A 24,886-nucleotide genomic window follows, 5' to 3' on the forward strand; every position below is an offset into this window, starting at 1 on the left:
CCCGGGTCGGTGCCTGATGAGGACAACCGACTGGGAGGGACTCACCGTGAAATCCAGAACCAGAGCGAGGCGACTCGGGCTGACCGCCGTCGCTTCACTGGCCGTGCTGAGCTTGGGCGTCAGCGCCGCCGGGCAGGCACAGGCAGGTCCGCCGGCGCCGGCCGGCACAGCGAAGCCCAAGGCAGGCAAAGCCGTTGCCGCGCCGGACAAGGTCGTCACGTTGGTGACGGGTGACCAGGTCACCTTGCGGGGTGGTGATCCGGCGAAGGCCTCGGTCCGGCCCGCGGCGGGCCGCGAGGGCGTGCAGTTCCGGACGCATCGGCTCAAGGACCGGATGCTGGTGATCCCGTCCGATGTGAGCGCGGCCGTGACGGCCGGCCGGCTCGACAGCCGGTTGTTCGACGTCGCCGGGCTGATCAAGGCCGGGTACGACGACGGCGCGAGCAAGGTGATCCCGGTCATCGTCACCTACCAGGGCAAGGCGAAGCGGTCGGCCCTGGCCGGTGCGACCGTCAGCCGGAACCTGCCGGTGATCAACGGCGCTGCGCTCAAGGTGGACAAGAAGAAGGCAGCCGCCTTCCTCGATGGAGTAAGTCCGGCCGCGCGGTCGGCCACCGGGATCGACAAGATCTGGCTGGACGGCAAGCGGCAGATCTCGCTCGACCAGTCCGTCGCGCAGATCGGCGCGCCCGCGGCCTGGCAGGCGGGCTTCACCGGCAAGGGCATCCCGGTGGCCGTTCTCGACACCGGGATCGACGCCACTCATCCGGACCTGGCCAGCCAGGTGGCCGGCGCGAAGAACTTCGTCGACGACCTGGCGGGCGACCAGATCGGGCACGGTACCCACGTCGCCTCGACCATCGCCGGTACGGCGGCGGCGTCGGCCGGCAAGTACAAGGGCGTCGCACCGGGCGCGAAGCTCTACGACGGCAAGGTCTGCTCGGCCGGCGGCTGCCCTGACTCGGCGATCCTGGCCGGGATGGAGTGGGCCGCCACCGAGGTGAAGGCGAAGGTCGTCAACATCAGCCTCGGCGGTCAGGACACGCCCGAGCTCGACCCGATCGAGGAAGCGGTGAACCGGCTGACCGCCCAGACCGGCACGCTGTTCGTGATCGCGGCCGGCAATAGCGGCCCCGGCGAGGGCACGATCGATTCGCCCGGCAGCGCCGATGCGGCGCTGACCGTCGGCGCGGTCGACAAGCAGGACCAGCTGGCCTACTTCTCCAGCCGTGGCCCGCGGACCGGTGACGGCGCACTCAAGCCCGACGTGACCGCGCCTGGTGTCGACATCGTCGCCGCCCGGTCCAAGGACGGGGAGATCGGCGACCCGGTCGGCGACAGGTACGTGATGATGTCCGGTACGTCGATGGCGACGCCGCACACGGCCGGCGCGGCCGCGATCCTGGCCCAGCAGCACCCGGGCTGGAAGGCGGCCGAGCTCAAAGGCGCGCTGATGGCGTCGGCCAAGGTCGCCGCCGATCAGACCACGTTCGACCAGGGCGCGGGCCGGATCGACGTCGCCAAGGCGATCGGGCAGTCCGTCATCGCCGAGCCGGGCGGTGTCTCCTTCGGGACCGCCCAGTGGCCGCACGCCGACGACACCCCGGTGACCAAGACGATCACCTATCGCAACCTGGGCGACAAGGCCGTCACCCTCGCCCTGACCGGAACGCTGACGGAATCGGCCGGAGCGCCGGCGCCAGCCGGTTCACTCGCGCTGAGCGCGAGCTCGGTGACCGTGCCGGCGGGTGGTACAGCGACCGTGCAGGCCACCTCGAACACCAAGCACAGCGGGCCGGACGGCCTGTACTCCGGGCGGATCACCGCCACCGCGGCAGGTGTCGCGGTGAGCACTCCGGCCGGGGTGAACAAGGAGGTCGAGAGCTACACGCTGACGATCGACCAGATCGGCCCTGACGGCAAGCCGTTCGCCGAGGGCAGCAGCCTCGTGTTCGGCCTCACCCAGCGGTGGTTCAATTTCTACAGCCACCCGAGCGGCACGGTGAAGGTACGGCTGCCCAAGGGTGACTACCTGCTGGACGGCACCCAGTACGTGCAGCAGCCCGGCACGGAGAACTGGGACAGCTACATGATCGTCCAGCCGCTGCTGCGGCTGACCGGTGACCAGAAGGTCGTGATCGACGCGCGCACCGCGAAGCCGGTGACCACCACCGTCCCGGACAAGAGCGCCAGAGCTGTCCTGGCCGACCTCGGGTACGACCGGTCCAGCGCGGACCCGGAAGACGGCGGTCTCAGCTCGAGCATGCTGAGCTTCGACTTCCAGGGGATGCACGCCGGCAAACTGGGCGAGCCGGCGCCGGAGGGGCAGATGCTCTCCCACGTGAGCTCGTTCTGGGGCCGGCCGAACGCCGAGGGCAGGTTCACGAACACGCCGTTCCTTTACGGGCTGGTGAACCTGCGGCCGAGGACCTTCTTCGACGGTTTCGCGCGCACCGTGCGGGCCAAGGACCTGGCCACCGTGACGCAGACGATCAACGCGACCGCTGATCGCGGGGCCGAGCGCGTCGTCTATCCGTCCGCGCCCGGCCTCGGGGTCTGGGTCCCGGTCGTCAACTTCGACCTGCCGGCCAAGTCCACCCTGTTCGTCGAGACGGCGGCGGTCAGCTGGGAGACCTCGGTCCGCGAGGTGATCCCGAGTACCGATCCGGAGGACCCGTTCCCGACCGTCGTGACCGAGCTCGACTCGCCGGCGACGAAGTACCGGGCCGGCAGGTCCTACCGGGAGCGCTTCAACGCGGCGACGTTCGCGCCGACGCCGTTGTTCGCGCAGCGGCTGGGCAACACGCTCGAACTGGGCGTCTTCTCGACCACGGACGCGGACGGCCATGGCGGCGCGACGGTCGCGGACAGCCAGGGCAGCAAGCTCTACCGGGACGGGAAGCTGGTCGGCCAGTCCGAATGGTTCGGCGACATGGTGGCCGAAGACCTGCCGGCGGCGAAGGCGAAGTACCGGTTCGTCACCTCGCTGGATCGGTCGTCGGTGACGAAGCTGTCGCGCAAGATCGACCTGGCCTTCACGTTCACCTCCGCCCAGGCTGGGTCCGAGCAGGTCCTCCCGGTGCGGACGGTCGGCTACCGGCCGGCCGTGGACAGCCGCAACACGGCGAAACGGTTGCCGGTGACCGTGCTGCCGGTCACCCTGACCGGCCAGTCGGGCGCGACGCTGCCCGCCGTGAAGAAGCTGGAACTGAAGGTGTCCGGTGACGACGGCAAGACCTGGAAGCCGGCGTCCGTCGTACGGGTCGGGGCCGGCTACAAGGCGATCTTCGCGACGCCGAAGGGCGGGGCGATCTCGCTGAAGGCTCACCTCGTCGACGCGGCCGGCAACACGACCGACCAGACCGTCATCGGGGCCTACCTGCTCCGCTGATCAACCGAACGCCGCAACAGGTTCCGGGTTTCCCGGAACCTGTTGTGCGTTCCGGACACCAAGGCTGTGCAACCCCCAAGGCACTTCGCGTCGTCTAGGGGTTGCGTAGTGAGGACATTCCACAACCTGGGGAGGAGCCCCTCGTGGCTTTCCGTTCGAGATCGAGACGCTTCGGCCTGCCCGCCGTCGCGTCGCTGGCGCTCGTGGGCATCGGCCTGGCCGGCGCCGGCAGTCCAGCGGTAGCAGCGCAGACAGCAACACCAGGACCAGCGGCCGGTACTGCGAAACAAACCCCCGCAAGCGGACCGGCTGTCAGTGTCACGCTGATCACCGGCGACCGGGTCACCGTCCGCGACGGCGACACGGCCAAGGCGACCATCGAGCCCGGACCGGGTCGGGAGAAAATAGTCTTCAACAACTACCGGACCAAGCACGGGTCGTACGTGATCCCGTCCGACGTCCAGCACCAGCTCGCGACCGGGCAGCTCGATCGCCGCCTGTTCGACGTCGCCGGGCTGATCAAGGCCGGGTACGACGACAAGTCGAGCAGCTCGATCCCGGTGCTGGTCACCTACCGGGGCAAAGCGAAGCGTTCGGCGCCCGTTGGTGCGACCGTGACCCGGCAGCTGCCGGCGATCGACGGCGCGGCCGTGCGGGTGGGCAAGAAGAACGCCGGGACCTTCCTGACCGGCACCGCGCTGACCGGTCCCGCCAAGGCCCGCTCGGCCGACGGCGTCGACAAGATCTGGCTGGACGGCAAGCGCAAGGTCCTGCTGGACCAGTCGGTGCCGCAGATCGGTGGCCCGGCGGCCTGGCAGGCGGGCTACACCGGCAAGGGCGTCACGGTCGCCGTCCTGGACACCGGGATCGATGCCACCCACCCGGATCTGGCCAGCCAGCTCGCCGGTGCGAAGAACTTCACCGAGGAATCGGCCGATGACGTGGTCGGCCACGGCACGCACGTGGCATCGACGATCACGGGCACCGGTGCCGCGTCGGACGGCAAGTACAAGGGCGTCGCGCCGGACGCGAAGCTGTACGACGGCAAGGTCTGCGAGGTCTGGGGCTGCCAGGAATCCGCGATCCTGGCCGGGATGGAATGGGCCGCGAACGAGGTCAAGGCCAACGTGGTCAACCTCAGCCTCGGCGGACAGGACTTCCCGGAGCTCGACCCGCTGGAAGCGGCCGTGAACGAGCTGACCGCGAGCACCGGCACCCTCTTCGTCATCTCCGCCGGCAACTCAGGTCCGGGAGACCGGACGGTCGGCTCGCCGGGGAGCGCGGACGCCGCGCTGACCGTCGGCAACGTGGACAAGCAGGACGAGCTGAACGACTTCTCCAGCCGTGGCCCGCGGATCGGCGACGGTGCCGTCAAGCCCGACGTCACCGCACCGGGGACGAGCATCGTGGCGGCGAAGTCGAAGGACTCCTCGATCGGCGAGCCGGTCGGTGACAAGTACCTGCGGCTGTCCGGTACTTCGATGGCGGCTCCGCACACCGCCGGGGCCGCAGCGCTGCTGGTGCAGCAACACCCGTCCTGGAAGGCTCCTGAGCTCAAGGGCACGCTGATGGGCTCGGCGAAGGTCGCCGCCGGTCAGACCACTTTCCAGCAAGGCGCGGGCCGGATCGACCTGGCCAAGGCGATCAAGCAGACCGTGATCGCCGAGCCGGCGTCGGTGTCGTTCGGCGTCGCCGCCTTCCCGCACACCGACGACGAGCCGGTGACCAAGGACGTCACCTATCGCAACCTCGGCGACCAGCCGGTCACCTTGACGCTGACCGCCTCGATGACCACAGCGGACGGTGCGGCGGCTCCGGCCGGCGCGTTGACGTTGAGCGCGAACACGGTGACCGTACCGGCCGGTGGTACCGCGTCGGTCCAGGCCACCTCGAACACCAAGCACACCGGCCCGGACGGCCTGTACTCCGGCCGGATCACCGCGACGGCCGACGGCACTTCGGTCGTCGTACCGGCGGGGGTGACCAAGGAGGCCGAGAGCTACGAGTTGACGGTCAAGCTGATTCGTGCGGACGGAACCCCGGACGACCAAGGGCCGGCCCTGCTCTCCGGCGTCGGGAACGACACCTTCGAACACCTCTACGACCCCAGCGGCACGGTGAAGATCAGGTTGCCGAAGGGGGAGTATCTGGTCGACCAGTTCCAGGAGTTCGCGGTCACCGAGGAGGACTACCAGTTCTACAAACTGGCTGCACCGAGCATCCAGCTCACCTCGGACCAGACAGTGGTGCTGGATGCGCGTAAGGCCAAGCCGGTCACCACCTCGGTGCCGAACCCGGAGGCCAGGGCGGCGGTCGTGGACGTCGGCTACACCAGGACCGCGCCGAACGGTATCGGCGGTCTGCTCACCTGGATGGCAGCCTTCGACTTCGGCACGATCTTCACCTACAGCACCGGGCCGGCTCTGCCTGCCGCGGAGATGACCGGGCACGTCACCTCCCAGTGGGGAGTGCCTGGCGCCGACGGCAACTTCAGGAACACGCCGTACCTGTACGGGATCGCGAACTCCCAGCCAGGCGAGTTCAGCACGGGGTTCCACCGGACAGTCAAGGCCGAGGACCTGGTCGTGGTCGACCATGCGATGAACGCGACCACCGACGGGGTCATGCACAAGGTGATCCGCCCCTGGATGACCGGCGTCGGCGTGAGCACGGCCACGCATGTCCCGGTGGACCTGCCGAGGACGATCCGGTACTACCTCGATGACGTCCAGGGCTGGGAAGGGGAGCTGTTCGAACCGGAAGAGTGGAACCCCTTCGGACGCTCCTGGAGCCGGGGAGAAGCGGTCAGGTACCGGCCCGGGCGGACGTACCACGAGCGATGGAACGCCGCTGCGTTCGTGCCGAAGGTCAATCAGCTCACCCGCACCGGCAACGAGCTGTATCTCTCGATAGGTAAGCACGGGGATGCCGACGGACGCTTCGGGGGCGAGCGGACCGACACCGCGAGCAGCACGCTCTACCGCAACGGCGAGCAGGTTGCCTCGTCCAACTCGTTCGGGTTCGCGGTCGCCGAAGGGCTGCCGGCCGAGAAGGCGACGTACAAGTTCGTCACGACCGGGACGCGCGCTGACACGGCGTTCTCGGGCCGGACGGATCTCACCGTGACGTTCAGCTCGGCGGCGACGGAGGAGAGGACCGCGGTGCCGGTCCACACGGTTCGGTATCAGCCGGAGGTGGACAGCCGGAACACGGTGAAGCGAACGCCGGTGACCGTGTTGCCGTTGGTAGTCGACGGAACACCCGGCGCCGTGCAACCGGCGGTCAAGAAGGTGACGGTCCAGGTGTCGGGCGACGACGGCAAGACGTGGAAGGCGGCGACCGTCGTCCGGACGGGCACCGGCTACAAGGCGCTCTTCGCGACGCCGGCCGGGGCAAAGGTCTCGCTGAAGGCACAGGTCGTCGACGTGGCCGGCAACACCACCGACCAGACAGTCTTCGGGGCCTACCCGCTGCGCTGACCTGATCGACAACAACGGAAACCCCCGGGGAATGAACTGCTCCCCGGGGGTTTCCTGGTGGTGCTGGGGTCAGCCGAGCAGGCCGAGGGCCTGGACCGCGTCGCGCTCCTCGCCGAGCTCCTTGGTGCTGGCGTCGATCCGGGCGCGGGAGAAGTCGTTGATCTCCAGGCCCTGGACGATCTCGTAGTCGCCGTCCTTGGTGGTCACCGGGAAGGAGGAGATCAGGCCCTCCGGGACGCCGTACGAGCCGTCCGAGACGACGGCCATCGACAGCCAGTCGCCCTCGGGGGTGCCGCGCAGCCAGTCGCGGGCGTGGTCGACGGTGGCCGCCGCGGCCGAGGCGGCCGAGGAGGCGCCACGGGCCTCGATGATCGCCGCGCCGCGCTTCTGCACGGTCGGGATGAAGTCGTTCTCCAGCCAGTTCTGGTCGTTGACGACCTCGGCCGCGTTCTTGCCGGCCACCTCGGCGTGGAAGATGTCCGGGTACTGCGTGGCGCTGTGGTTGCCCCAGATGGTCAGCTTCTTCAGGTCGGTGACGTGCGTGCCGGTCTTCTTGGCCAGCTGGGCCAGCGCGCGGTTGTGGTCCAGCCGGGTCAGCGCGGAGAACCGCTCGGCCGGGATGTCCGGCGCGTTGCTGCGGGCGATCAGCGCGTTGGTGTTGGCCGGGTTGCCGGTCACGGTGATCCGGATGTCGTCGGCGGCGTGCTCGTTCAGCGCCTTGCCCTGGACGGTGAAGATCGCGCCGTTGGCCTCCAGCAGGTCACCGCGCTCCATCCCCTTGGTCCGCGGCCGGGCGCCGACCAGCAGGGCCACGTTCGCGCCGTCGAAGATGGTGTTGGCGTCGTCGCCGATCTCCACCCCGGCCAGCGTCGGGAAGGCGCAGTCGTCGAGCTCCATCACCACACCCTCGAGCGCCTTCAGCGCCGGGGTGATCTCCAGCAGCCGCAGCTCGACCGGCGTGTCCGGCCCGAGCAGCGCACCGCTCGCGATCCGGAACAGCAGGCTGTATCCGATCTGACCGGCAGCACCGGTGACGGCCACCTTGACGGGTGATTTGCTCACGACACGCTCCTCAAAGGATTCAATGACAGACCCTTCGGACGCTAGCAAGTCCGCCCCGGGTAGGCGACGGTGGGTCAGGTGATCCACACCACCCGTTCATCAGCCGGATGCCGACCCGCCTTCTGCTGACCCGAGGGTGTGCACAGTCCCTGACTTGGCAGTATCTGACTTATAAGGAGAAATTTCGATGAGAACGGTGCTGTCCCGCCGGAACGTCTCGGTGACCGCCTCCGCAGTGGCCGTCGTCGCCGCGGTCCTGGTCCCCCAGGTATCCGACACCTCCAAGCAGACCGCCCCTACCGCCGCCACCACGGTCGCCACGAGTACCGCCAAGCACGACGACTTCGTGGTGGTCGGACACCGTGGTGCTTCCGGCTACCGCCCCGAGCACACGCTGGCGGCGTACGAGCTGGCCGCCCGGATGGGCGCCGACTTCATCGAGCCGGACCTGGTGACCACCAAGGACCGCGTCCTGGTGGCCCGGCACGAGCCGGAGATCGGCGGCACGACCGATGTCGCCGCGCACCCGGAGTTCGCCGCCCGGAAGAAGACCAAGGTCCTCGACGGCACCCCGCTGACCGGCTGGTTCACCGAGGACTTCACGCTGCAGGAGCTGAAGACGCTGCGCGCCAAGGAGCGGATCCCGGCGCTCCGGCAGCAGAACACGGTCTTCGACGGGAAGTACCAGGTCCCGACCCTCCAGGAGGTCATCGACCTGACCAAGCGGCTGTCCCGCGAGCTCGACCGGCCGATCGGGATCTACCCGGAGACCAAGCACCCGACCTACTTCCAGCAGCAGGGCCTCGCGCTCGAGCCGACGCTGGTCAGCACGCTGAACCGCAACGGCCTCAACCGCCCGAACGCGAAGGTGTTCGTCCAGTCCTTCGAGGTCGCCAACCTGAAGGCGCTCGACAAGCAGCTCCGGGTCCCGCTGGTCCAGCTGACCAGCTCGTCCGGCGCGCCGTACGACTTCGTCGTCAGCGGTGACAAGCGCACGTACGCCGACGTCGTCTCGGCCAAGGGCCTGCAGGAGGTCGCGACGTACGCCGACGGCGTCGGCCCGGCCAAGGACCAGGTGATCCCGCTCGACAGCACCGGCAAGCTCGGTACGCCGACCCCGCTGGTTCGCGACGCCCACCGCGCCGGCCTGGTCGTGCACCCGTACACGTTCCGGGTCGAGAACACCTTCCTCCCGGTCAACCTCCGCAGCTCCGCCGTGCCCGACGACTCGGGCAACCTGTTCGCCGAGATCGCGGCGTTCCGCAAGGCCGGGATCGACGGGCTCTTCTCCGACAACGCCGACATCGCCCTGGCCGCCGAGGCCGAGTCCAAGTGAGCCTGCTGACAAGATGACCGGGTGGAACGCAAGGTAGCCAGTGGTACGGCGACCGTCGAGGCCGAGGCGGACGGGACGTTCGTCCTCCGCGTCGACGGGTCGCTGCAGTCGCAGGTCGATCTTGCCGACCCCACCCATCTCGGGTTCGAGTACGTCCGCCGGATCGGGGACGTACTCGACCTGATCGCACCGCGCCGGCAGCCGATCTCCGCGGTGCACGTCGGCGGTGCCGGGCTGACACTGGCCCGGTACGTCGCCGTCACCCGCCCGCGCTCGCGGCAGATCGTGCTGGAGCCGGACGAGGATCTGACCGAGTTCGTCCGCGAGACGCTGCCGCTGCCGAAGCGCTCGGGCATCAAGGTCCGCGGCGTGACCGGCCGCGAGGGCATCACCGGCCTGTACGACGACTCGGCCGACGTGGTGATCGTCGACGCCTTCGTCCGCGAGGCCGTCCCGGCGAACCTGGTCACCGCCGAGTTCGTCGCCCAGTGCGCCCGGATTCTGCGGCCGTCGGGGGCGCTCGTGTTCAACCTGATCGACGGGACGGCCGGACTGGGGTTCGTCCGCCGGGTCGCCGCGACGCTCCGGGCCGGGCTGGGTGACGGCTTGGTGCTGGCCGAACGCAAGGTCCTGCGCGGCAAGGGATTCGGCAACGTCGTCCTGGTCGGCTCCCGTACTCCGGTCGCCGAGCCGGCCGGCTCGCGCGCGCAACCGCCGTACGAGGTGCTCCCGCTGGCTGAGCTCGCGGGCAAGGCGGTGCCGCTGACCGATGCCGAGGGTTTCGCGTCGCCGGCCGCGCCGGCCGGCACTTTCGGCCGCTGAACCGGGCCGAACTGGACAATCCGCGGTCAGGTTCGGTCAACGCGGGCGCTGGGCGCGCCTGGCGGCAGGTATTTTGGCCCGGTGTCTGATGCCAAGGTCGCCGCGTTGACTTACTACCCCGTCAAGGGTCTCGCCGGGGTTTCCGTCGAGCGTGCCGAGCTGACCGGCACCGGGCTGCGGCACGACCGGACCTTCATGCTGGTCGATCCGGAAGGTGTCTTCCTCAGTCAGCGCACCGTGCCGGCGATGGCGCCGCTGCGCGCCGAAGTACTGGCCGATGGCGACGCGCTCAGGTTGTCCGCCGACGGTGCCGACGAGCTCGAAGTACCGGTCGCGTACGACGGGAAGCGGCGGGACGTCAGCCTGTTCGGGAAGTGGTTCGGGGCCGGGGTGGCTCAGGACGCCGCGGCCGACGAGTGGTTCTCGGAGCGGCTCGGCCGGCCCGTCGCGCTGGTCCGGGTCACGCCGGAGCACGAGCGGCCGGGCTGGGGTGTGCACCAGGGCCTGACCGGGTTCGGTGACGCGCACGCGCTGCTGATCACCTCGCTGTCGTCGCTCGACGGGCTGAACGAACGCATCGTGGCCTCCGGTGGCGAGGCGATCCCGATGAACCGCTTCCGGCCGAACATCGTCGTCGCCGGCTGGCCCGAGGCGCACACCGAAGATCGCGTACTGCGCGCGTCGGTGGGCGAGGCCGAGTTCGGTTACGCCGCTCGCTCGATCCGCTGCGCCGTCCCGACCGTCGACCAGGCCACGGGGGAGAAGCGCGGTCCCGAGCCGACCCGCACGCTGGCGACGTACCGGCGGCAGCCCGACTACGGCGGCGGGGTCAGCTTCGGCATGAAAGCGTCCGTCCTGACGCCGGGCATTGTCGCCGTGGGTGATGAGATCCTGGTACACGACTGGCTGCCCGAAGGCGACGACCCCGCACCCTCGGCGCGCTAGCGTTCGAGACTCCACGAACCTGGGGAGTCTGCCGTGCGCCGTTTTGTTGTCCTCCTGCTCGCTTGTGCTCTGCTCACCACGACGGTGCCGACCGTTGCTCAGGGCAAAGAAATTGTCCAGCGCGGGCCGGGTAAACCGCAGTACGACGTGCGGCTGACGAGCGACGCGACGGGGCGGACCTGGACGGGGCGCGAGCGGATCGTCTTCACGAACACCACCGGGAAGGCGTTGCGCGAGGTCTACCTGAGGATCTGGGGCAACACCTGGGACGGGTGCAAGTCACCGGTGAAGCTGAGCCGCTTCGAGGGCGGGACGCCGGGCACACCGACCGTGAACTGCACTGCCCTGCAGGTGAAACTCGGCAAAGTGCTTGCTCCCGGCAAGCAAATGGAGATCGCCTTCGACCTGTCCGTGACGGCGCCGCGGCGGCTGGAACGGTTTGGCCAGGCGGGAGCGTACAGCTTCTTCGGCAATGCGCTGCCGGTGCTCGCGGTCCACGACCAGGCGGGCTGGCATCTCGAGCCGGATCTCGGCATGGGGGAGAGCTACTACACGCTCGCCGCCGACTTCGCCGTACGGCTGCACCACCCGGCCTCCTTGCTGGTGCCGGCGACCGGGGTCACCTCGACGGCGCAGCGGGGCAAGACGGTCACGACGACGAGTATCGCCAAGCAGGTCAGGGATTTCGCCTTCTCGGCCGGGCCGTTCAAGCAGTCCGTGGTGACGTCTCCCGGTGGGGTGAAGGTGCGCACCTGGTGGACCGGCACGGTGACGGCGGGCGCGGTCACCGACGCGCGGACGAAGGGCGTGGCGGCGATCGACGACTTCAGCAGCCGGTTCGGCAAGTACCCGTACGGCGAGGTCGACCTGGTGCTGAACGACACTTGGGTCGGCTTCAGCGGGATGGAGTACCCGGGTTTCGTGCTGCTCATCGCGCCGCCCAACGAGGAAGGCCCGGTGGTGCACGAGCTTGCTCACCAGTGGTGGTACGGGATCGTGGGCAACAACGAGTACGCCGACCCTTGGCTGGACGAGTCCTTCGCGACGTACTCGTCGTACCTGCACTGGGGTGACAGCCAGCCCGATTGCTGGCCGGGTCAGCTCGATGCGCGGATCACCAACGACATGGGCTTCTGGAAGAAGCACGGTGCTGGGTGGAGCCGCTACGTCTACACGTACGGCTCCTGCATGCTGGCTGACCTGCAGCGCTTCATCGGCACTCCCGCGATGGAGAAGCTGATGAAGGACTACGCCACGTCCCAGTGGTACGGGGTGGCCACCCCCGGCGACTTCAAGTCTGCCGCCGAGGCTGCCACCACGAAGGACCTGGCGCCCTTCTGGACTTCACACCAGATGTACTAGTACTAGCAAGCCACGCGGGTGCGGCCGGCCATCGCCGTGTAGCTGCACCAGTCGAAGGTCACGCCCGCCGGGGTCTGGAAGCGGGCGGTGTCGCCGGTGTTGTTCCAGATGTAGTTGTACTGGTTCCAGTACAGGGTGGTGGCCGTGTTGCGGTTGCGGCCGGTCCGGATGATCGCGGTCGTCCGGCCGGCGAGTACGTAGCCGCTCGGGAAGACGTAGGTGTGGTTCGCGACGTCCTTGACCCTGAACCCGGACAGATTGCGCGGCCGGGTGCTGAGGTTGCGGATGGTGAAGAACTCCTGGTTCAGGTGCGCGTTGGTTCGGGTGTCTGTCCCGGCCGGGTCGTACTGGATCCCGGACAGCACCACGGTGCTGGCCGCCATCGCCGGCAACGGCACGGTGGCCAGGCCGACGACGGCGGCGACACCGGTGGCGACAGCGGCGGCGGGCAGGCTGAAGCGACGTACGAACATGGAGTTCCTTCCGGCTGTGGGCCGATTCCCCCCGGCCCGATGAAGTCTGTCTGCCGGATTCCCCCCGGCGCGTAGAACGATAAAGTCACCCTCCGTATCCGTCAAGGGGTCGGTACACTCAGAGTGACAATGCCTCTCCGGCCGGCGGAAGTTGAAGCGGCAGCCCGGCGTCGGCGAAGGCCTTCGCGAGGACGTCAGGGCCTTCGGAGAAGTGCGCCCAGCCCTCGGTGTGGACCGGAACGATGACCGCGGGCGCCAGCAGCCGAGCTGCCTCCACCGCGGCTTCCGACGTGAGCGTCAGCGGAGCGCCGTCGAACAGCGGCGTGCGCGCGGCACCGGCGAACAGTACTGCGATGTCGACCGTCCGGGCGGTGACGCCGGGGATGCTACCGGCCGCCAACCTGGTGGTGAGCTCCTCGACCAGGTCGACCGAGGCGTTGTCGCCGGACACATAGACAGTCGGCAGGCCGGAGCCGCTCAACAGGAACCCGGTGACGAAGCCGGTGAGCGGCTCGCAACCCTCCGGGCCGTGGCGCGCGGGAAGGCCGGTGACGACCAGCGTGCCGCCGTCGGGCCGGTCCAGCTCGACGGGTTCCCAGTTCTCCAGGCCGCGGACGCCGGGGATCCGGTCCGCCGCGCCCGGCGTCGACAGCACCACCGGAACCGAGGAGAGCAACTCGCGGCCCGAGTCGTCGAGGTTGTCCGGGTGCTCGTCGTGCGAGAGCAGCACGGCGTCGATCGGGCCGAGCTGGTCAGGCCGCAGCGCGGGCCCGGTGAGTTTCGTCAGCGCGCGGCCGCCGCCCAACGGGTAGTCGCGCGGTTCGTCGAAGGCGGGATCGGTCAGCAGGGTGAGGCCGCCGATGCTGAGCACTGCGGTCGGTCCTCCGATGTGGGTGAGCTTCATGGGTCCATCCTTCGGCCTCGGCGGGCGCTGAGCCATTGGCCTGGAGGACACTCTTCCTTAAGATCGGGCCATGCGATCGGTAGCGGTTCTGGCCTACGACGGGATGAGCCCGTTCCACCTCTCCGTGCCCTGCCTGGTGCTCGGCGACCGGGCCGGCGGCGAGCGCCAGTACGACGTACAGGTGTGTGCCGAGCGGCCTGGGCGGTTGGACACCAATGCCGGGTTCGGTCTGCACGTCGAGCGCGGGCTGGACGTGATGGCCGAGGCCGACCTGGTGATCCTGCCGAGCTGGGATCCCCGGCTCGAGCCGTCCGGGGTGCTCGTCGAGGCGATCCGGGCCGCTCATGCCCGTGGTGCGACGGTGGTCGGCCTTTGCATCGGCGCCTTCCTGGTGGCCGCGAGTGGGATCGCCGACGACCGGGAGGTGGTCACGCACTGGCGCTGGGCCGAGCGCCTTGCGACGCAGTACCCGAAGATCCACGTCCGGGCCGACGTCCTCTGGTCGGACCTCGGCGACCTGGTCACCTCCGCCGGTACTGCGGCTTCGCTCGACTGCTGTCTGCATCTGGTCCGGACGCACCATGGCGTCGAACTGGCGGAGCGGCTGGCCCGGATGATCGTGGTGGCGCCGCATCGCAGTGGGTCGCAGGCGCAGTACATCCCGGTCCCGGTGCCGCCGGACCCGTCGGACGACGTGATCGAGCGGGCGATGGTGTGGGCCCGGTCCCGGCTGGACCAGCCGATCTCGCTGGACGAGTGGGCCGCGGCGGTCGCGCTGTCCCGGCGGACCTTCACCCGGCAGTTCCGGGCGCGCACCGGCAGCAGCGGGCAGGCCTGGTTGCTCCGGCAACGGCTGGACCGGGCCAGATTGTTGCTGGAGACAACGGATCACCCGGTCGAGCGGGTCGCGGTGGAGAGCGGATTCGGCAGCAGTGCCGCGTTACGGCATCACTTCCACCTCGTCCTCGGTACGACTCCGCAGCGGCACCGGCACGAGTTCGGCCGGCGAACTGTCTTGACGTCAAGATAGATCGGGTTTTATCTTGACGTCAAGATAACCGCCGTCTGAGAGGCACCTATGGCCAAGATCACCGTGACCAGTCCCGTCGTCGAGCTCGACGGGGACGAGATGACCAGGATCATCTGGCGGTTCATCAAGGACCGTCTGATCCACCCGTACCTCGACCTCGAGCTGCGGTACTACGACCTCGGCATCGAGCACCGCGACGCGACCGGCGACCAGGTCACCGTGGATGCCGCGCTGGCGATCAAGCAGCACGGGGTGGGCGTCAAGTGCGCCACCATCACGCCGGACGCCGAGCGCGTCGAGGAGTTCGGCCTGAAGAAGATGTGGCCGTCGCCGAACGGCACGATCCGCAACCTGCTCGGCGGGGTGATCTTCCGCGAGCCGATCGTCATCTCGAACATCCCGCGGCTGGTCCCGAGCTGGACCAAGCCGATCATCGTCGGGCGGCACGCGCACGGCGATCAGTACAAGGCGGCGAACTTCACCGTGCCCGGCGCCGGTGAACTGACCATCACCTTCACCCCGGCCGACGGTTCCGAGCCGATCCGGCACGTGGTCGCCAACTACGGCGACGACGGCGGGGTGGCACTGGGCATGTTCAACTTCACCCGGTCGATCGAGGACTTCGCGCGGGCTTCGTTCGCTTATGGGCTGCAGCGCAACTACCCGGTCTACCTGTCCACCAAGAACACGGTTCTGAAGGCCTATGACGGTGCCTTCAAGGACATCTTCGAGCGGATCTTCCACGAGGAGTTCCAGCCGCGGTTCGCTGAGGCCGGGCTGACCTACGAGCACCGGCTGATCGACGACATGGTGGCCTCGGCGCTGAAGTGGGAGGGCGGCTTCGTCTGGGCCTGCAAGAACTACGACGGCGACGTCCAGTCCGACACCGTTGCCCAGGGCTTCGGTTCGCTCGGCCTGATGACGTCGGTGCTGATGAGCCCGGACGGCCGGACCGTCGAGGCCGAGGCGGCGCACGGTACGGTCACCCGGCACTACCGGCAGCACCAGCAGGGCAAGCCGACCTCGACCAACCCGATCGCGTCGATCTTCGCCTGGACCGGCGGCCTCAAGCACCGCGGCAAGCTGGACAACACCCCGGAGGTGACCGGCTTCGCGACCATGCTCGAAGAGGTCTGTGTCGAGACCGTCGAACAGGGCCAGATGACCAAGGACCTGGCCCAACTCGTCGGCAAGGACCAGGAATGGCTCACCACGGAGGAGTTCCTGGCCGCCCTCGACGAGAACCTGCAGAAGAAGTCCGCCGCGCGCTGACGCGTGTCGCTAGAGCAAGAGGAGCAGGGTGTAGATCGCGGGCGCCACGAAGGTGACCAGCAGGATCCAGGCCATCATCTTGTGCCCGGGTTTGGCCCGGTCGAGGTGGGCGACGAAATGCACGACCGCGCCCTCCTCGGTGTGCCGGCTCAACCCGACCCGTTTGGCGTCCTCCGGCCGGCGGTCCGGGCGCTCGTCGGCGACCGCGTCCGGCGGGATGCCGTACAACGCGGGCCGGGCCGGATCGAGATCGTCGCGCTCGCCGTACATCCGGCCTCCCGCAGCTCGGTGGAGGCTCAAGCTAACCCCGTGCCGCCGGGCGACTCAAGCACCTTCGCCCATCATCCCACCGGGCGGCCAGAACGGCGGCTCACAGTCCGCGAGCCGCCGTTCTGAGTGACCAGCCGGCTACTTGAAGTCGACCACCCAGGCCTCGCGCGTCCCGCTGCTGAGGCAGACCACCAGCCTCGTCTTGCAGTAGTCCGCGTCGTCCTGGCCGACGCCCAGCTCGCGCAGTCCGCAGTTGAACAACGTGCCCGAGCTCGTGCTCTTCAGCTTGTCGAAAGCGGCCTTCGCGGTGACGCCATCGCCACCGGTGGCGGCCATGGACGAACCGGTGGCGGAAACGTTGCCGCTCTCCGCCCGCTCCTTCGCCTCGGCGCCCGCGCTTCCGCTCAGGTCGCTGTTGCGCCGCAGCGGCGCGCAGCCGCGATCGGTCCGGGCGTTGTCCACCAGCCTGAACAGTTCGACCTCGGCGCCCGACATGTTGCCGTCGTCCGCGGGCGGCGGCGGTGGCGTGGTGGTGGTCGGTGTGGTCGTGGTCGGCGTGCTGGAGGGAGTGTCGTCGCCCGGCGTCGGCGTCGGCTGGGTGCCCTGGCTGCGTGGGTCCCGCGGGGTAGAGCGGGTGCTAGGGACCTCGGTCGGGCCTGGTGTCGGCCCCTCGGTCGGTGCCGTCGGCCCGCCGGTCGGGTCCGTGGTCGGGCCGTCCGTGGGAGTCGGGGTCTCGCCCGGGACACTCGGGGTCTCGGTCGGCTTCGGCGTACCGGGTGTCGGTACCGGGGTCGGCGTACCGGCCGGTGTCGTGGCCTCCGGCGTCGCCACGGCCGGCTTGGCCGAGGTCTTGATGTAGGTGTCGTCGGTCCGGGTGACATAGGGGACCGCGGCATCGGCCTGGTCCGCCTGTGGCTCGTGCAGCAGGATCCAGGAGATCGGTGTGATCACCAGGGTGACCGTGCCGATCGCCACGGCGATCCGCCGGCCGCGTGACTCCGGCCGGGCCGCCGCTCTCTTGCTGCGCCGCCGTCCGGCAGCTGAACGCTCTGACATTACGTGCGTGTTCCCTTCACGGTCGCGCCCCCAAGACGTGCCTCATTCGTCTCACCGTGGCGCCGTGAGGGGCGCCCGATGGCATCGCAAGGACGGATCTACCCGCGGTGATCGGCGGTCAACCGGACAATCCTTGTCGGTTCGCCACAGTGCCTGCGGCGAACCCGGTGCCCGGCGGACAATGTCGGCCGCGGTCCTGCACAAATCGGTGCTGCACAATTCGGTGCTGCGAACAAACGGTGCTGCGAACAACGTCCTTCGGTCAGTCGCGACCGAAGTCCTGCACCCAGCTGCCCGGCCCCCAGTCGGACTTGACCTGGCCCGGGTCGAACCCGATGCCGATCTTGGTGAACTTGCAGTTCAGGATGTTGGCCCGGTGACCGTCGCTGTTCATCCAGGCCTTGAAGACCCGCTGCGGGCTTTCGTAGCCGGCGGCAATGTTCTCGCCCCAGCCGGAGCCCTGCCAGCCCGCCTTGGCCATCCGGTCGCCCGGACCCTCGCCGTCGGGGTTGGTGTGGTCCAGGTAGTGCCGGCGGACCATGTCCGACGCGTGCGAACCGGCTGCCTCGACCAGGCTGTCGTCCAGCTTCAGCGGCCGGCAGCCTTTGTTGCTCCGGGCCTGGTTGGTGAGGTCGAGGACCTCACGCTCCTGCGCGTTCGTGCCGCCACCACCCGGCGGCGGTGGCGGGTCGTCCGGCGTCGGCGAGGCGGTCGGCGTCTTGGTCGGCCGCTCGCTCGGGGTCTTCGTCGGTTTGCTCGGCCCCGGCGTCGACGGCCGCGGCTTCGGCTTGCTGTGCCCGTTGGTCTTGCGCGGCGGCGCCGGGGTGATCGTGACCGTCTCCACCCCACCGGCCGGCGCGGTGCTGATCACCGTCGTCGGTACGCCGGACGGCACCGGCGTGTCCGGGGTGTCCGGGGTGTTCAGGTTGTCCAGGGTCGACTGGGCCGAGCCGAGCGCCGGCGTACCGGTCGGGGTGATCGTGGTGGTCCGGCCGTTCGGCAGCGTTGTGGTGACCTTGGCCTTGCCGGGGCCGTAACGCCCGCCCTCGATCGCGGCCGGGCCGGAGTTGTCCTCGGCAACGTTCAGCACCTTGGTGGCGTCGTTCTCGGCGACAGCGGAACCGTCGCGAGCCGTCATCACCCAGACCACGGGTCCGATGGCGAGTAGCACCGACAGCGAGCTGACGATGGGGCCGATCAGGCCTCGGCGTCGTGGGGCCTTCCTGCTGCGGTGCCGCCCAGGGGCAGGCGAGTCCGTCATGGATGGGCGAGTCCTCTTCAGTTCGTCGTACTACCGGAAGTCCGTCGTTCCCCGTGGTGCGTTGTCCCCCCGGCGGTGCCAGGCCCCCCTGGTTGCCGATCAGTGACCTTAACCGAATTGCGAGGTCACTGTTACGGGCGTTTGAAGCGTCTTAACGAACCCCTGAGATTCAGGTCTTTTCGGCGGTCAGCCGCCGAAGTTCTGCACCCAGCTGCCGTTGCCCCAGTCGGGCTTCACCTGACCGGCGTCGTAGCCGATGCCGATCATCGTGTAGTCGCAGTTCAGGATGTTCTTGCGGTGGCCCTCGCTCTTCATCCAGCCGTCCACCACGGCGGCCGCGCTCTTGTAGCCGACGGCGATGTTCTCGGCCATCGCGCCACCGGTGAAGCCGGCGGCCTTCATCCGGTCGAACGGCGACCGGCCGTCCAGGCTGGTGTGGTCGAAGTAGTGCCGCGCGACCATGTCCGCCGCGTGCAGGTCGGCGGCCCGGGTCAGCGCGCTGTTGGTGCGCAGCGGACCGCAGCCGGCCTTGCTGCGCTCGCTGTTGGTCAGCTGCAGGACCTGCGCCTCGGTTCCACCAGTGGGTGCCGGCGGCTTCGTCGACTTCGTCGGGGTCGGCGTCGTGGTCCGGGTCGGGCTCGGCGTCGGCTTCTTCGTCTTCGTCGGCGTCGGAGAGGGCGACCGGGTGCCGTCGCGGCTCGGCGCGGTGGTCGACCGCGTCGGCGTCGCGGTCGGCTTGGGCTTCTTCGACGGCGTCCTGGACGGCGTGGCCGAAGGAGTCTTGGTCGGCGTGGGGGTCGGCGTCGGCGTCGGCAGGCTGGCGTCGTCCCGCGGAGTGGCCGAGTCGATCGTCTCCAGGGTCGTCAGCGGCTTGTCCTGGCTGGTCGTCTTCGTCTCGTCGCGGCTGATGTACCAGCCGGCGCCGGCCAGCAGAACGAGAACCGTCAACGCGCCGAGGATGGGGCCGGCCACGCCACCGCGCTGCTTCCTGCGGCGGCCGTGCGACCGCGGTGGTACGGGTTCGTGCTGCTGGAAGGGATCGTGTGGTGCGTCGTTCATGGAGCCTGCGAGCCTCTCGTCGTCATCCGTCGATCCCCGTGATCCCCAGTGACATGCCCGAGGGACGCTAGCGGATCTCGCCACCACCCACGACCCTTCGCGACAAACCTCACCCCCGCTTTGACAAACCTCTTACGACCGGCCGTACTGTCCTGGACCATGCGAGTCGTCGTCGGTTCTGGTCCAGTCGGTACTGCGGTCGCGCGGCTCCTCGTCGAGCGCGGGGAGCAGGTTCGCGTGGTCACCAGGAGCGGCACCGGGCCGGATGGCGTGGAGAAGGTGGCGGCGGATGCGACCGATTCCGCAGTACTGACAAAGCTCGTTGCCGGGGCCGAGACGGTCTTCAGTTGCGGCGGACCGGCGTACGACCGATGGCTCACCGACTGGCCACCGTTGGGCGCTTCGCTGATCAAGACGGCTGAGTCGACAGGCGCCGTACTGCTCACCACCGGAAACCTCTACGCCTATGGCCGGCCGACCGGGCCGATGAAGGAGGGCGACCCGGACCGGCCCAACTCCTCGAAGGGGCGCGTCAGGGCGAAGGTCTGGGCCGACGCGCTGGCGGCGCCGATCCGTACTGCGGAGGTGCGGGGCTCGGACTATCTGGGGGCCGGTGCGATGTCGTTCTGCACCGTGGCGGTGCTGCCCGGCGTACTGGCCGGCAAGAGGACCGCCGTACCGGCTGATCTCGAGGTGCTCCACAGCTGGACGGCTGTTGAGGATGTCGCGCGCACGCTGGTCGCTGTCGCGTCTGACGAGAGTGCCTTGGGCCGGGTGTGGCATGTGCCGACTCCGCCGCCGGTGTCGATCCGCGACCTCGCGGCGCAGGCAGCCGCGATCGCCGGAGCGCCCGAGCCTCGCTTGTCGACCATGCCGCCGGCGGCGCTCTGGCTGGGAGGATTCTTCAACAAACAGGCGCGGGAGATTCGCGAGTTGCAGTACCAGTTCCGGGCGCCGTTCGTGCTCGACTCCTCCGACGCCCAGAACACGTTCGGCCTGGCTCCGACTCCCACCGCCGAAGCGCTGACCGCCACCATCCGCTGACCCCACGCTGCCGTGGGAGCGGCGGGTTAGGTGCGGGCGATGACGATGTCGGCGACTACCTTCCAGCCGAGGCTGCGGTAGAGGCGGAGGCCGTCGATGGAGGCGATCAGGATGCCGCGTTTGGCGCCCTGGGCCGCGGCCGTCTCCACCAGTGACGCCATCACCGCGCTGCCCAGCCCGCGCCGCCGGTGGGCCGGGTCGGTCTCGATCCGGTCAGCGACGGCGTCCTCGCCGACCACCGCCATCCGGCCGCTGGAGACCACCCCGCCGTGCAGCGTCGCCCGGGTGACGATCAGGTCGGACTCGAGCTCGGTGTGCAGCGCGTACCGCTCGTTCAGCTTGAGGGCAGGCTGCTCGGACAGCTGAATCGTCATCAGCCAGTCCTGGTCGCGCTGCACCTCCAGCCCGAGATCCTCGAGCTGGTCGATCCGGGCCTCCCGGTCGTCGGTCGCGAGCGTGACCCAGCCGGCGCCCCGGCCGCTGCCCGCGGCCCTGGCCAGCTCCGCCGCGCGCTCGACGCGCTCGGGTTTGTCGTCCGCGTCCAGTACGACGTACTCCATCGCGCGGTTCTCCTCACCCGCGCGGACGGTCAGGATCCCGTCGTTGTCATCCTCGACTGTGGTCCAGCCCCGCGATACAGACCACCCGGCCTGCCAGCGGCGGACGAGTTCCTCACGATCTCTCACTCGTTGATTCAACCAGTCAGAACGTTCCACGGCGAGAGGAAGAAGTGTCGGCTGTCATCAACAAGCCGCCGATTCGTCCCTCCGGACGAGTTTTCACGACGTTTCCGGCGACTTTCCCGGCCACTCGTCGGTGGCCAGCAGATCGAAGCAGTGCAGGTCGCGGAACTCACCGTCCCGCCCCGGGCTGGCGGCGCGCTGGCGCCCGGTCCGGGTGAACCCGTTGACCTCGGCAACCCGCTGGGAGGCAGCGTTGCCCTCGGCAGCGAAGAGCACCAGCCGGCGCCGGCCCAGCCCGCCGTCCTCGACCGGCGTGAACGCGTGCCTGATCGCGCACCGGACGGCCGCCGACATCACCCCACGGCCGCGAGCCTCGGGGTGCGCCCAGTAGCCGACCTCGGCCATCGTCTTGTCGATCCGGTTCTTCAGGTCGAACACGCTCACGTTGCCGAGCAGTTCATCGGTCTCGGGGTCGGCGATCGCCCAGGACACCGCCTCGCCGCTCGCGAGCAACTCCAGCCGGCCCTCGATGAAGCCCTCCGCATCCTCCAGCTGATAGGGATTCGGGAGACCGGCCAGCCACTTCTGGGTCCGCTTGTCGCTGCAGGCCTCTGCGACCCGCTTGGCATCGGTACCTCGCAACGGCCGCAACCGCACCCGATCGGTCTCGATCACCGGCACCTTCCACCAGCGCCCCTGCGGCTCCAGTTCGTCGTCGCGGGCAATCGATGCCACCCACTCGTCCTTGCGAACGCCACGGGCCACGCCACTGCCCAGCACTGTCACCAGGTTGCGGAAGCCGCTGTTCCACGCGACCCGCCGGGAGCCCCAGTTGCCGACATAGGCGCGCCAGGTCACCCGCTGGAAGCCCTCGTCGAAGCAGTGCCGCACGACCAGCTTCACCGCCCGGGTGCCCACCCCGTTGCCCCGGGCCCACGGCGCCACCGAGAACCCGACCTCGCCGACGATGCGGTCCTCCGGGAGCAGGTCGATGGTGCCCGCGTAGCGCCCGTCGTAGTCGATCGCCCAGGCCCAGGAATTGCCCTTGACCCAGCCGGCCGGGATGAGCTCGGTCACGTACTGCTCCGCGCGCTGGTACTCGTAGGGCAGCGGGATCGTCGTCCAGCGCTGCATCTCCGGGTCCTGGCACACGTCGTACAGCGGCTGGATGTCCGCAACCGTGTGCGCACGCAGCGTCACAACGCCGTCGGTCAGGGTGGGGACGTCCTCGGGGAATCGCATGCCGCCAGCCTGACAAGGCGGACCCCGCGGCGGCAACGCCATTTCGGCCGGCGGCGCGTCGCGGCACACCCGCCGCCACAATCCCGGCGCGATCGGGCAGCTCAGACCTTAGGCTGTCGCTGTGAACGCAGCCGGACCCACCGAACCGTCCCGTGGCCGGGGCGGTCAGCTCGCCGCCCAGCGCCAGGCCACGATCGTTGCCGAGGTCAACAGCCGGGGTGCGATCACGGTGGCCGAGCTGGTCGAGCGCTTCGGCGTGTCCGACATGACGATCCGGCGCGACCTGGACGCGCTGGACTCCAGCGGGCTGCTGCACAAGGTGCACGGCGGCGCGACCTCGGTCGGCCTGCGCAGCGCGCACGAGCCCGGGTTCGACGCCAAGCTCACCCAGGAGTCCGCCGCCAAGCAGGCGATCGCGATCGAGGCGGCCCGCCGGGTCCAGCCGGACAGCGCGATCGGCATCGGCGCCGGTACGACGACGTACGCGCTCGCGCGGCAGCTGCTCCGGGTGGAGAACCTCACGGTGGTCACCAACTCGGCCCGGATCGCGGACGTGTTCCACGGCAACGGCCGGTCGGATCGCACCGTAGTACTGATCGGCGGGATCCGTACGCCGTCCGATGCGCTGGTCGGTCCGATCGCGACCGCCGCCCTGCAGTCGCTGCACCTCGACATGTTGTTCCTGGGGGCGCACGGGGTGGACGCGGAGCACGGCCTCAGCACCCCTAACCTGATGGAAGCCGAAACCAACCGGTCCTTCATCGCCGCCAGCCGCGAGGTGGTGCTGCTCGCCGACCACACCAAGTGGGGAACCGTCGGCCTCAGCACGTTCGCCACCTGGTCCGACCTGGACCTGGTCATCACCGATCCCGGCATCACCCCGCAAGCCAAGAAGGCGCTGCAGGAAACCGGCTGTGCTCTGACCATTGCTCAATGACCGTCGCCCAGTGACGATCACCCAGTGACAAGCAGCGCTACGCGGCAGTCGGCGACGCCGTTGGGACGGCAGTTCTGGGTGGTGTGGGTAGCGGGGGCCGTTTCGTTCGTGGGCAGCGGCATCACCTTCGGCGCACTGCCGTTGCTGGCCGCATCGTTCACCCGCGACCCGCGGATCATCTCGCTCAGCGAAGCGGTCGCCGGCGCCGGCTGGTTGCTGCTCGGCCTCGTCTCCGGCGTGATGGTCGACCGCTGGCGGCGGACTTCCACGATGTGGATCGTCGACTCCCTTCGCGCGGTCGTGGCGGGAGCGCTCGCAACACTGATCCTGCTGGACCTGGCGAACATCCCGATCCTGCTGGTCGCCGGGTTCGCCCTCGGCCTGCTGGCGCCGTTCTTCGACAACGCCTCGTCCGTCATCATCCCGGAGCTCGTCGCCGGCGAATCCCTCGAACGGGCCAACAGCTACCAGCAGATCTCCCTGCTCGTCCTGGCCAACCTGATCGGCCCGCCGGTGGGCGCGGCGCTGTTCGTGCTCGACCACGGCCTGCCGATCCTGATCGACGCGATCACCTTCGCCGTCGCCGCGATCCTGATCTTCTCGATCCGGCACGCCTCCCCGCCCCGCGAACGCGCCACCGACCGCCACCTCGGCCGCGAACTCAAGGAGGGCCTGACCTTCCTCTGGCGGCACAAACTCCTGCGCTCGCTCTGCCTGCTCCTGGTCGTCGTCAACGCGGTCGCCGCCGGCATCGTCGCGATCCTCGTCCTCTACGTCCTCGAGGTACTACGCCTCCCGGAAGCGGGCTTCGGCTGGCTGGTCGCGATCTACGCCATCGGCGGCGTCCTGGGCGCGCTGCTGGCCCCCCGCTTCTCGAAGCGACTCCCGATCTTTGCCAGCCTGCTGGCGTCGATGGTCATCTCCAGCCTGGCCATCGTCACCTTCGGAGTAGTCAGCGCCATCGTCGTAGTAGCCATCGCCACCACCATCCTCGGCCTGGCCGGCACCTGGTGGAACGTCGTCACCATCACCCTCCGCCAACGCCTGGTCCCACCCGCCCTGCTAGGCCGAGTCACCTCCGTCTACCGCATGGTCGCCTTCTGCGCCGCCCCCCTGGGAGCAGTCTCCGCCGGCCTCCTGGCCCACCAAACCAACCTGAAGACCCCGTACGTCGTCATGGGCCTCCTCCAACTCACCGCCACCCTCGCCTTCGCTCCCACCATCCGCCGCGAACTGAAGGCTCAGCAGAACAGCTGAG

Annotated in this window: 20 protein-coding genes; 11 read left to right on the forward strand and 9 right to left on the reverse strand. The window is 69.2% G+C overall.

From position 1 onward, the window contains the following. Positions 1–46 precede the first annotated feature (46 nt). Together ACQPYM_RS06875 and ACQPYM_RS06880 are read left to right on the forward strand one after the other, a co-directional pair. Positions 47–3,391, forward strand: coding sequence for a S8 family serine peptidase (locus tag ACQPYM_RS06875; RefSeq protein WP_433016549.1), 3,345 nt, complete (start codon positions 47–49; stop codon positions 3,389–3,391). Positions 3,392–3,534: 143 nt separating this feature from the next. After that, a complete protein-coding gene (locus tag ACQPYM_RS06880) occupies positions 3,535–6,870 on the forward strand; it encodes a S8 family serine peptidase (protein ID WP_433016552.1) in 3,336 nt (1,111 codons plus the stop codon). 69 nt (positions 6,871–6,939) lie between these two features. Here ACQPYM_RS06880 and ACQPYM_RS06885 read toward each other — a convergent pair whose 3' ends face one another. After that, positions 6,940–7,932, reverse strand: coding sequence for a malate dehydrogenase (locus tag ACQPYM_RS06885; protein WP_433016555.1), 993 nt, complete (start codon positions 7,930–7,932; stop codon positions 6,940–6,942). A 187-nt stretch (positions 7,933–8,119) separates the two neighbouring features. Between ACQPYM_RS06885 and ACQPYM_RS06890 the strand changes: the two genes are divergently transcribed. The 4 genes from ACQPYM_RS06890 (at position 8,120) to ACQPYM_RS06905 (ending at position 12,397) form a co-directional block, all read left to right on the forward strand. Beyond that, complete coding sequence (locus tag ACQPYM_RS06890; protein WP_433016558.1) at positions 8,120–9,268, forward strand: glycerophosphodiester phosphodiesterase; 1,149 nt, start codon at positions 8,120–8,122, stop codon at positions 9,266–9,268. 21 nt (positions 9,269–9,289) lie between these two features. Continuing rightward, positions 9,290–10,090: a spermidine synthase gene (locus ACQPYM_RS06895; protein WP_433016561.1), complete on the forward strand. Its 801-nt coding sequence runs from the start codon at positions 9,290–9,292 to the stop codon at positions 10,088–10,090. Between the two features lie 81 nt (positions 10,091–10,171). Next, positions 10,172–11,035 carry an MOSC domain-containing protein gene (locus ACQPYM_RS06900; protein ID WP_433016564.1) on the forward strand — a complete coding sequence of 288 codons (864 nt, stop codon included), beginning with the start codon at positions 10,172–10,174 and terminating at the stop codon, positions 11,033–11,035. Positions 11,036–11,068: 33 nt separating this feature from the next. Then, complete coding sequence (locus tag ACQPYM_RS06905; RefSeq protein WP_433016567.1) at positions 11,069–12,397, forward strand: M1 family metallopeptidase; 1,329 nt, start codon at positions 11,069–11,071, stop codon at positions 12,395–12,397. Positions 12,398–12,399: 2 nt separating this feature from the next. Here the strand turns inward: ACQPYM_RS06905 and ACQPYM_RS06910 are convergent, their stop codons facing one another. Both ACQPYM_RS06910 and ACQPYM_RS06915 read right to left on the reverse strand, forming a co-directional pair. Continuing rightward, positions 12,400–12,870, reverse strand: a complete 471-nt coding sequence (locus ACQPYM_RS06910) for a lamin tail domain-containing protein (protein WP_433016570.1) — start codon at positions 12,868–12,870, stop codon at positions 12,400–12,402. Positions 12,871–12,988: 118 nt separating this feature from the next. Continuing rightward, positions 12,989–13,774 (reverse strand): MBL fold metallo-hydrolase, encoded by a 786-nt coding sequence (locus ACQPYM_RS06915; RefSeq protein ID WP_433016573.1) that lies wholly within the window; start codon positions 13,772–13,774, stop codon positions 12,989–12,991. 70 nt (positions 13,775–13,844) lie between these two features. Here ACQPYM_RS06915 and ACQPYM_RS06920 point away from each other — a divergent pair, with 70 nt between their 5' ends. Together ACQPYM_RS06920 and ACQPYM_RS06925 are read left to right on the forward strand one after the other, a co-directional pair. Further along, on the forward strand, positions 13,845–14,804 hold the full coding sequence (locus ACQPYM_RS06920; RefSeq protein ID WP_433016576.1) for a GlxA family transcriptional regulator: 960 nt from the start codon (positions 13,845–13,847) through the stop codon (positions 14,802–14,804). 48 nt (positions 14,805–14,852) lie between these two features. Then, a complete protein-coding gene (locus ACQPYM_RS06925; protein WP_433016579.1) occupies positions 14,853–16,076 on the forward strand; it encodes an NADP-dependent isocitrate dehydrogenase in 1,224 nt (407 codons plus the stop codon). A 9-nt stretch (positions 16,077–16,085) separates the two neighbouring features. Here the strand turns inward: ACQPYM_RS06925 and ACQPYM_RS06930 are convergent, their stop codons facing one another. The 4 genes from ACQPYM_RS06930 to ACQPYM_RS06945 form a co-directional block, all read right to left on the reverse strand. Further along, positions 16,086–16,346, reverse strand: a complete 261-nt coding sequence (locus ACQPYM_RS06930) for a hypothetical protein (protein ID WP_433016582.1) — start codon at positions 16,344–16,346, stop codon at positions 16,086–16,088. Between the two features lie 138 nt (positions 16,347–16,484). Continuing rightward, positions 16,485–17,402: a hypothetical protein gene (locus ACQPYM_RS06935; protein WP_433016585.1), complete on the reverse strand. Its 918-nt coding sequence runs from the start codon at positions 17,400–17,402 to the stop codon at positions 16,485–16,487. Positions 17,403–17,664: 262 nt separating this feature from the next. Next, positions 17,665–18,663: a CAP domain-containing protein gene (locus tag ACQPYM_RS06940; protein ID WP_433016588.1), complete on the reverse strand. Its 999-nt coding sequence runs from the start codon at positions 18,661–18,663 to the stop codon at positions 17,665–17,667. A 186-nt stretch (positions 18,664–18,849) separates the two neighbouring features. Then, entirely contained in the window at positions 18,850–19,722 is an 873-nt protein-coding gene (locus ACQPYM_RS06945) for a CAP domain-containing protein (RefSeq protein ID WP_433016591.1), read from the reverse strand. 159 nt (positions 19,723–19,881) lie between these two features. Here ACQPYM_RS06945 and ACQPYM_RS06950 point away from each other — a divergent pair, with 159 nt between their 5' ends. Next, positions 19,882–20,766 (forward strand): NAD-dependent epimerase/dehydratase family protein, encoded by an 885-nt coding sequence (locus ACQPYM_RS06950; RefSeq protein WP_433016594.1) that lies wholly within the window; start codon positions 19,882–19,884, stop codon positions 20,764–20,766. Between the two features lie 26 nt (positions 20,767–20,792). Here ACQPYM_RS06950 and ACQPYM_RS06955 read toward each other — a convergent pair whose 3' ends face one another. Then, the gene (locus ACQPYM_RS06955; RefSeq protein ID WP_433016597.1) at positions 20,793–21,452 is read right to left on the reverse strand and encodes a GNAT family N-acetyltransferase; all 660 of its coding nucleotides are present in this window, start codon (positions 21,450–21,452) and stop codon (positions 20,793–20,795) included. A 93-nt stretch (positions 21,453–21,545) separates the two neighbouring features. Continuing rightward, a complete protein-coding gene (locus ACQPYM_RS06960; protein ID WP_433016600.1) occupies positions 21,546–22,691 on the reverse strand; it encodes a GNAT family N-acetyltransferase in 1,146 nt (381 codons plus the stop codon). A gap of 121 nt (positions 22,692–22,812) precedes the next feature. Between ACQPYM_RS06960 and ACQPYM_RS06965 the strand changes: the two genes are divergently transcribed. Next, positions 22,813–23,628 (forward strand): DeoR/GlpR family DNA-binding transcription regulator, encoded by an 816-nt coding sequence (locus ACQPYM_RS06965; RefSeq protein ID WP_433016602.1) that lies wholly within the window; start codon positions 22,813–22,815, stop codon positions 23,626–23,628. 24 nt (positions 23,629–23,652) lie between these two features. Continuing rightward, on the forward strand, positions 23,653–24,885 hold the full coding sequence (locus ACQPYM_RS06970; protein ID WP_433016605.1) for an MFS transporter: 1,233 nt from the start codon (positions 23,653–23,655) through the stop codon (positions 24,883–24,885). The last annotated feature ends 1 nt before the right edge of the window (position 24,886 follow it).

The sequence above is a fragment of the Kribbella sp. CA-294648 genome, assembly GCF_050943845.1.
Taxonomy (GTDB): Bacteria; Actinomycetota; Actinomycetes; order Propionibacteriales; family Kribbellaceae; genus Kribbella.

What these genes read in the sequence shown, in the direction of transcription:
- ACQPYM_RS06940 (WP_433016588.1), bottom strand. Translation starts at nt 18,663, where the DNA reads ATGACGGACTCGCCTGCCCCTGGGCGGCACCGCAGCAGGAAGGCCCCA.
- ACQPYM_RS06915 (WP_433016573.1), bottom strand. Translation starts at nt 13,774, where the DNA reads ATGAAGCTCACCCACATCGGAGGACCGACCGCAGTGCTCAGCATCGGC.
- ACQPYM_RS06890 (WP_433016558.1), top strand. Translation starts at nt 8,120, where the DNA reads ATGAGAACGGTGCTGTCCCGCCGGAACGTCTCGGTGACCGCCTCCGCA.
- ACQPYM_RS06930 (WP_433016582.1), bottom strand. Translation starts at nt 16,346, where the DNA reads ATGTACGGCGAGCGCGACGATCTCGATCCGGCCCGGCCCGCGTTGTAC.
- ACQPYM_RS06960 (WP_433016600.1), bottom strand. Translation starts at nt 22,691, where the DNA reads ATGCGATTCCCCGAGGACGTCCCCACCCTGACCGACGGCGTTGTGACG.
- ACQPYM_RS06925 (WP_433016579.1), top strand. Translation starts at nt 14,853, where the DNA reads ATGGCCAAGATCACCGTGACCAGTCCCGTCGTCGAGCTCGACGGGGAC.
- ACQPYM_RS06950 (WP_433016594.1), top strand. Translation starts at nt 19,882, where the DNA reads ATGCGAGTCGTCGTCGGTTCTGGTCCAGTCGGTACTGCGGTCGCGCGG.
- ACQPYM_RS06910 (WP_433016570.1), bottom strand. Translation starts at nt 12,870, where the DNA reads ATGTTCGTACGTCGCTTCAGCCTGCCCGCCGCCGCTGTCGCCACCGGT.
- ACQPYM_RS06945 (WP_433016591.1), bottom strand. Translation starts at nt 19,722, where the DNA reads ATGAACGACGCACCACACGATCCCTTCCAGCAGCACGAACCCGTACCA.
- ACQPYM_RS06935 (WP_433016585.1), bottom strand. Translation starts at nt 17,402, where the DNA reads ATGTCAGAGCGTTCAGCTGCCGGACGGCGGCGCAGCAAGAGAGCGGCG.
- ACQPYM_RS06920 (WP_433016576.1), top strand. Translation starts at nt 13,845, where the DNA reads ATGCGATCGGTAGCGGTTCTGGCCTACGACGGGATGAGCCCGTTCCAC.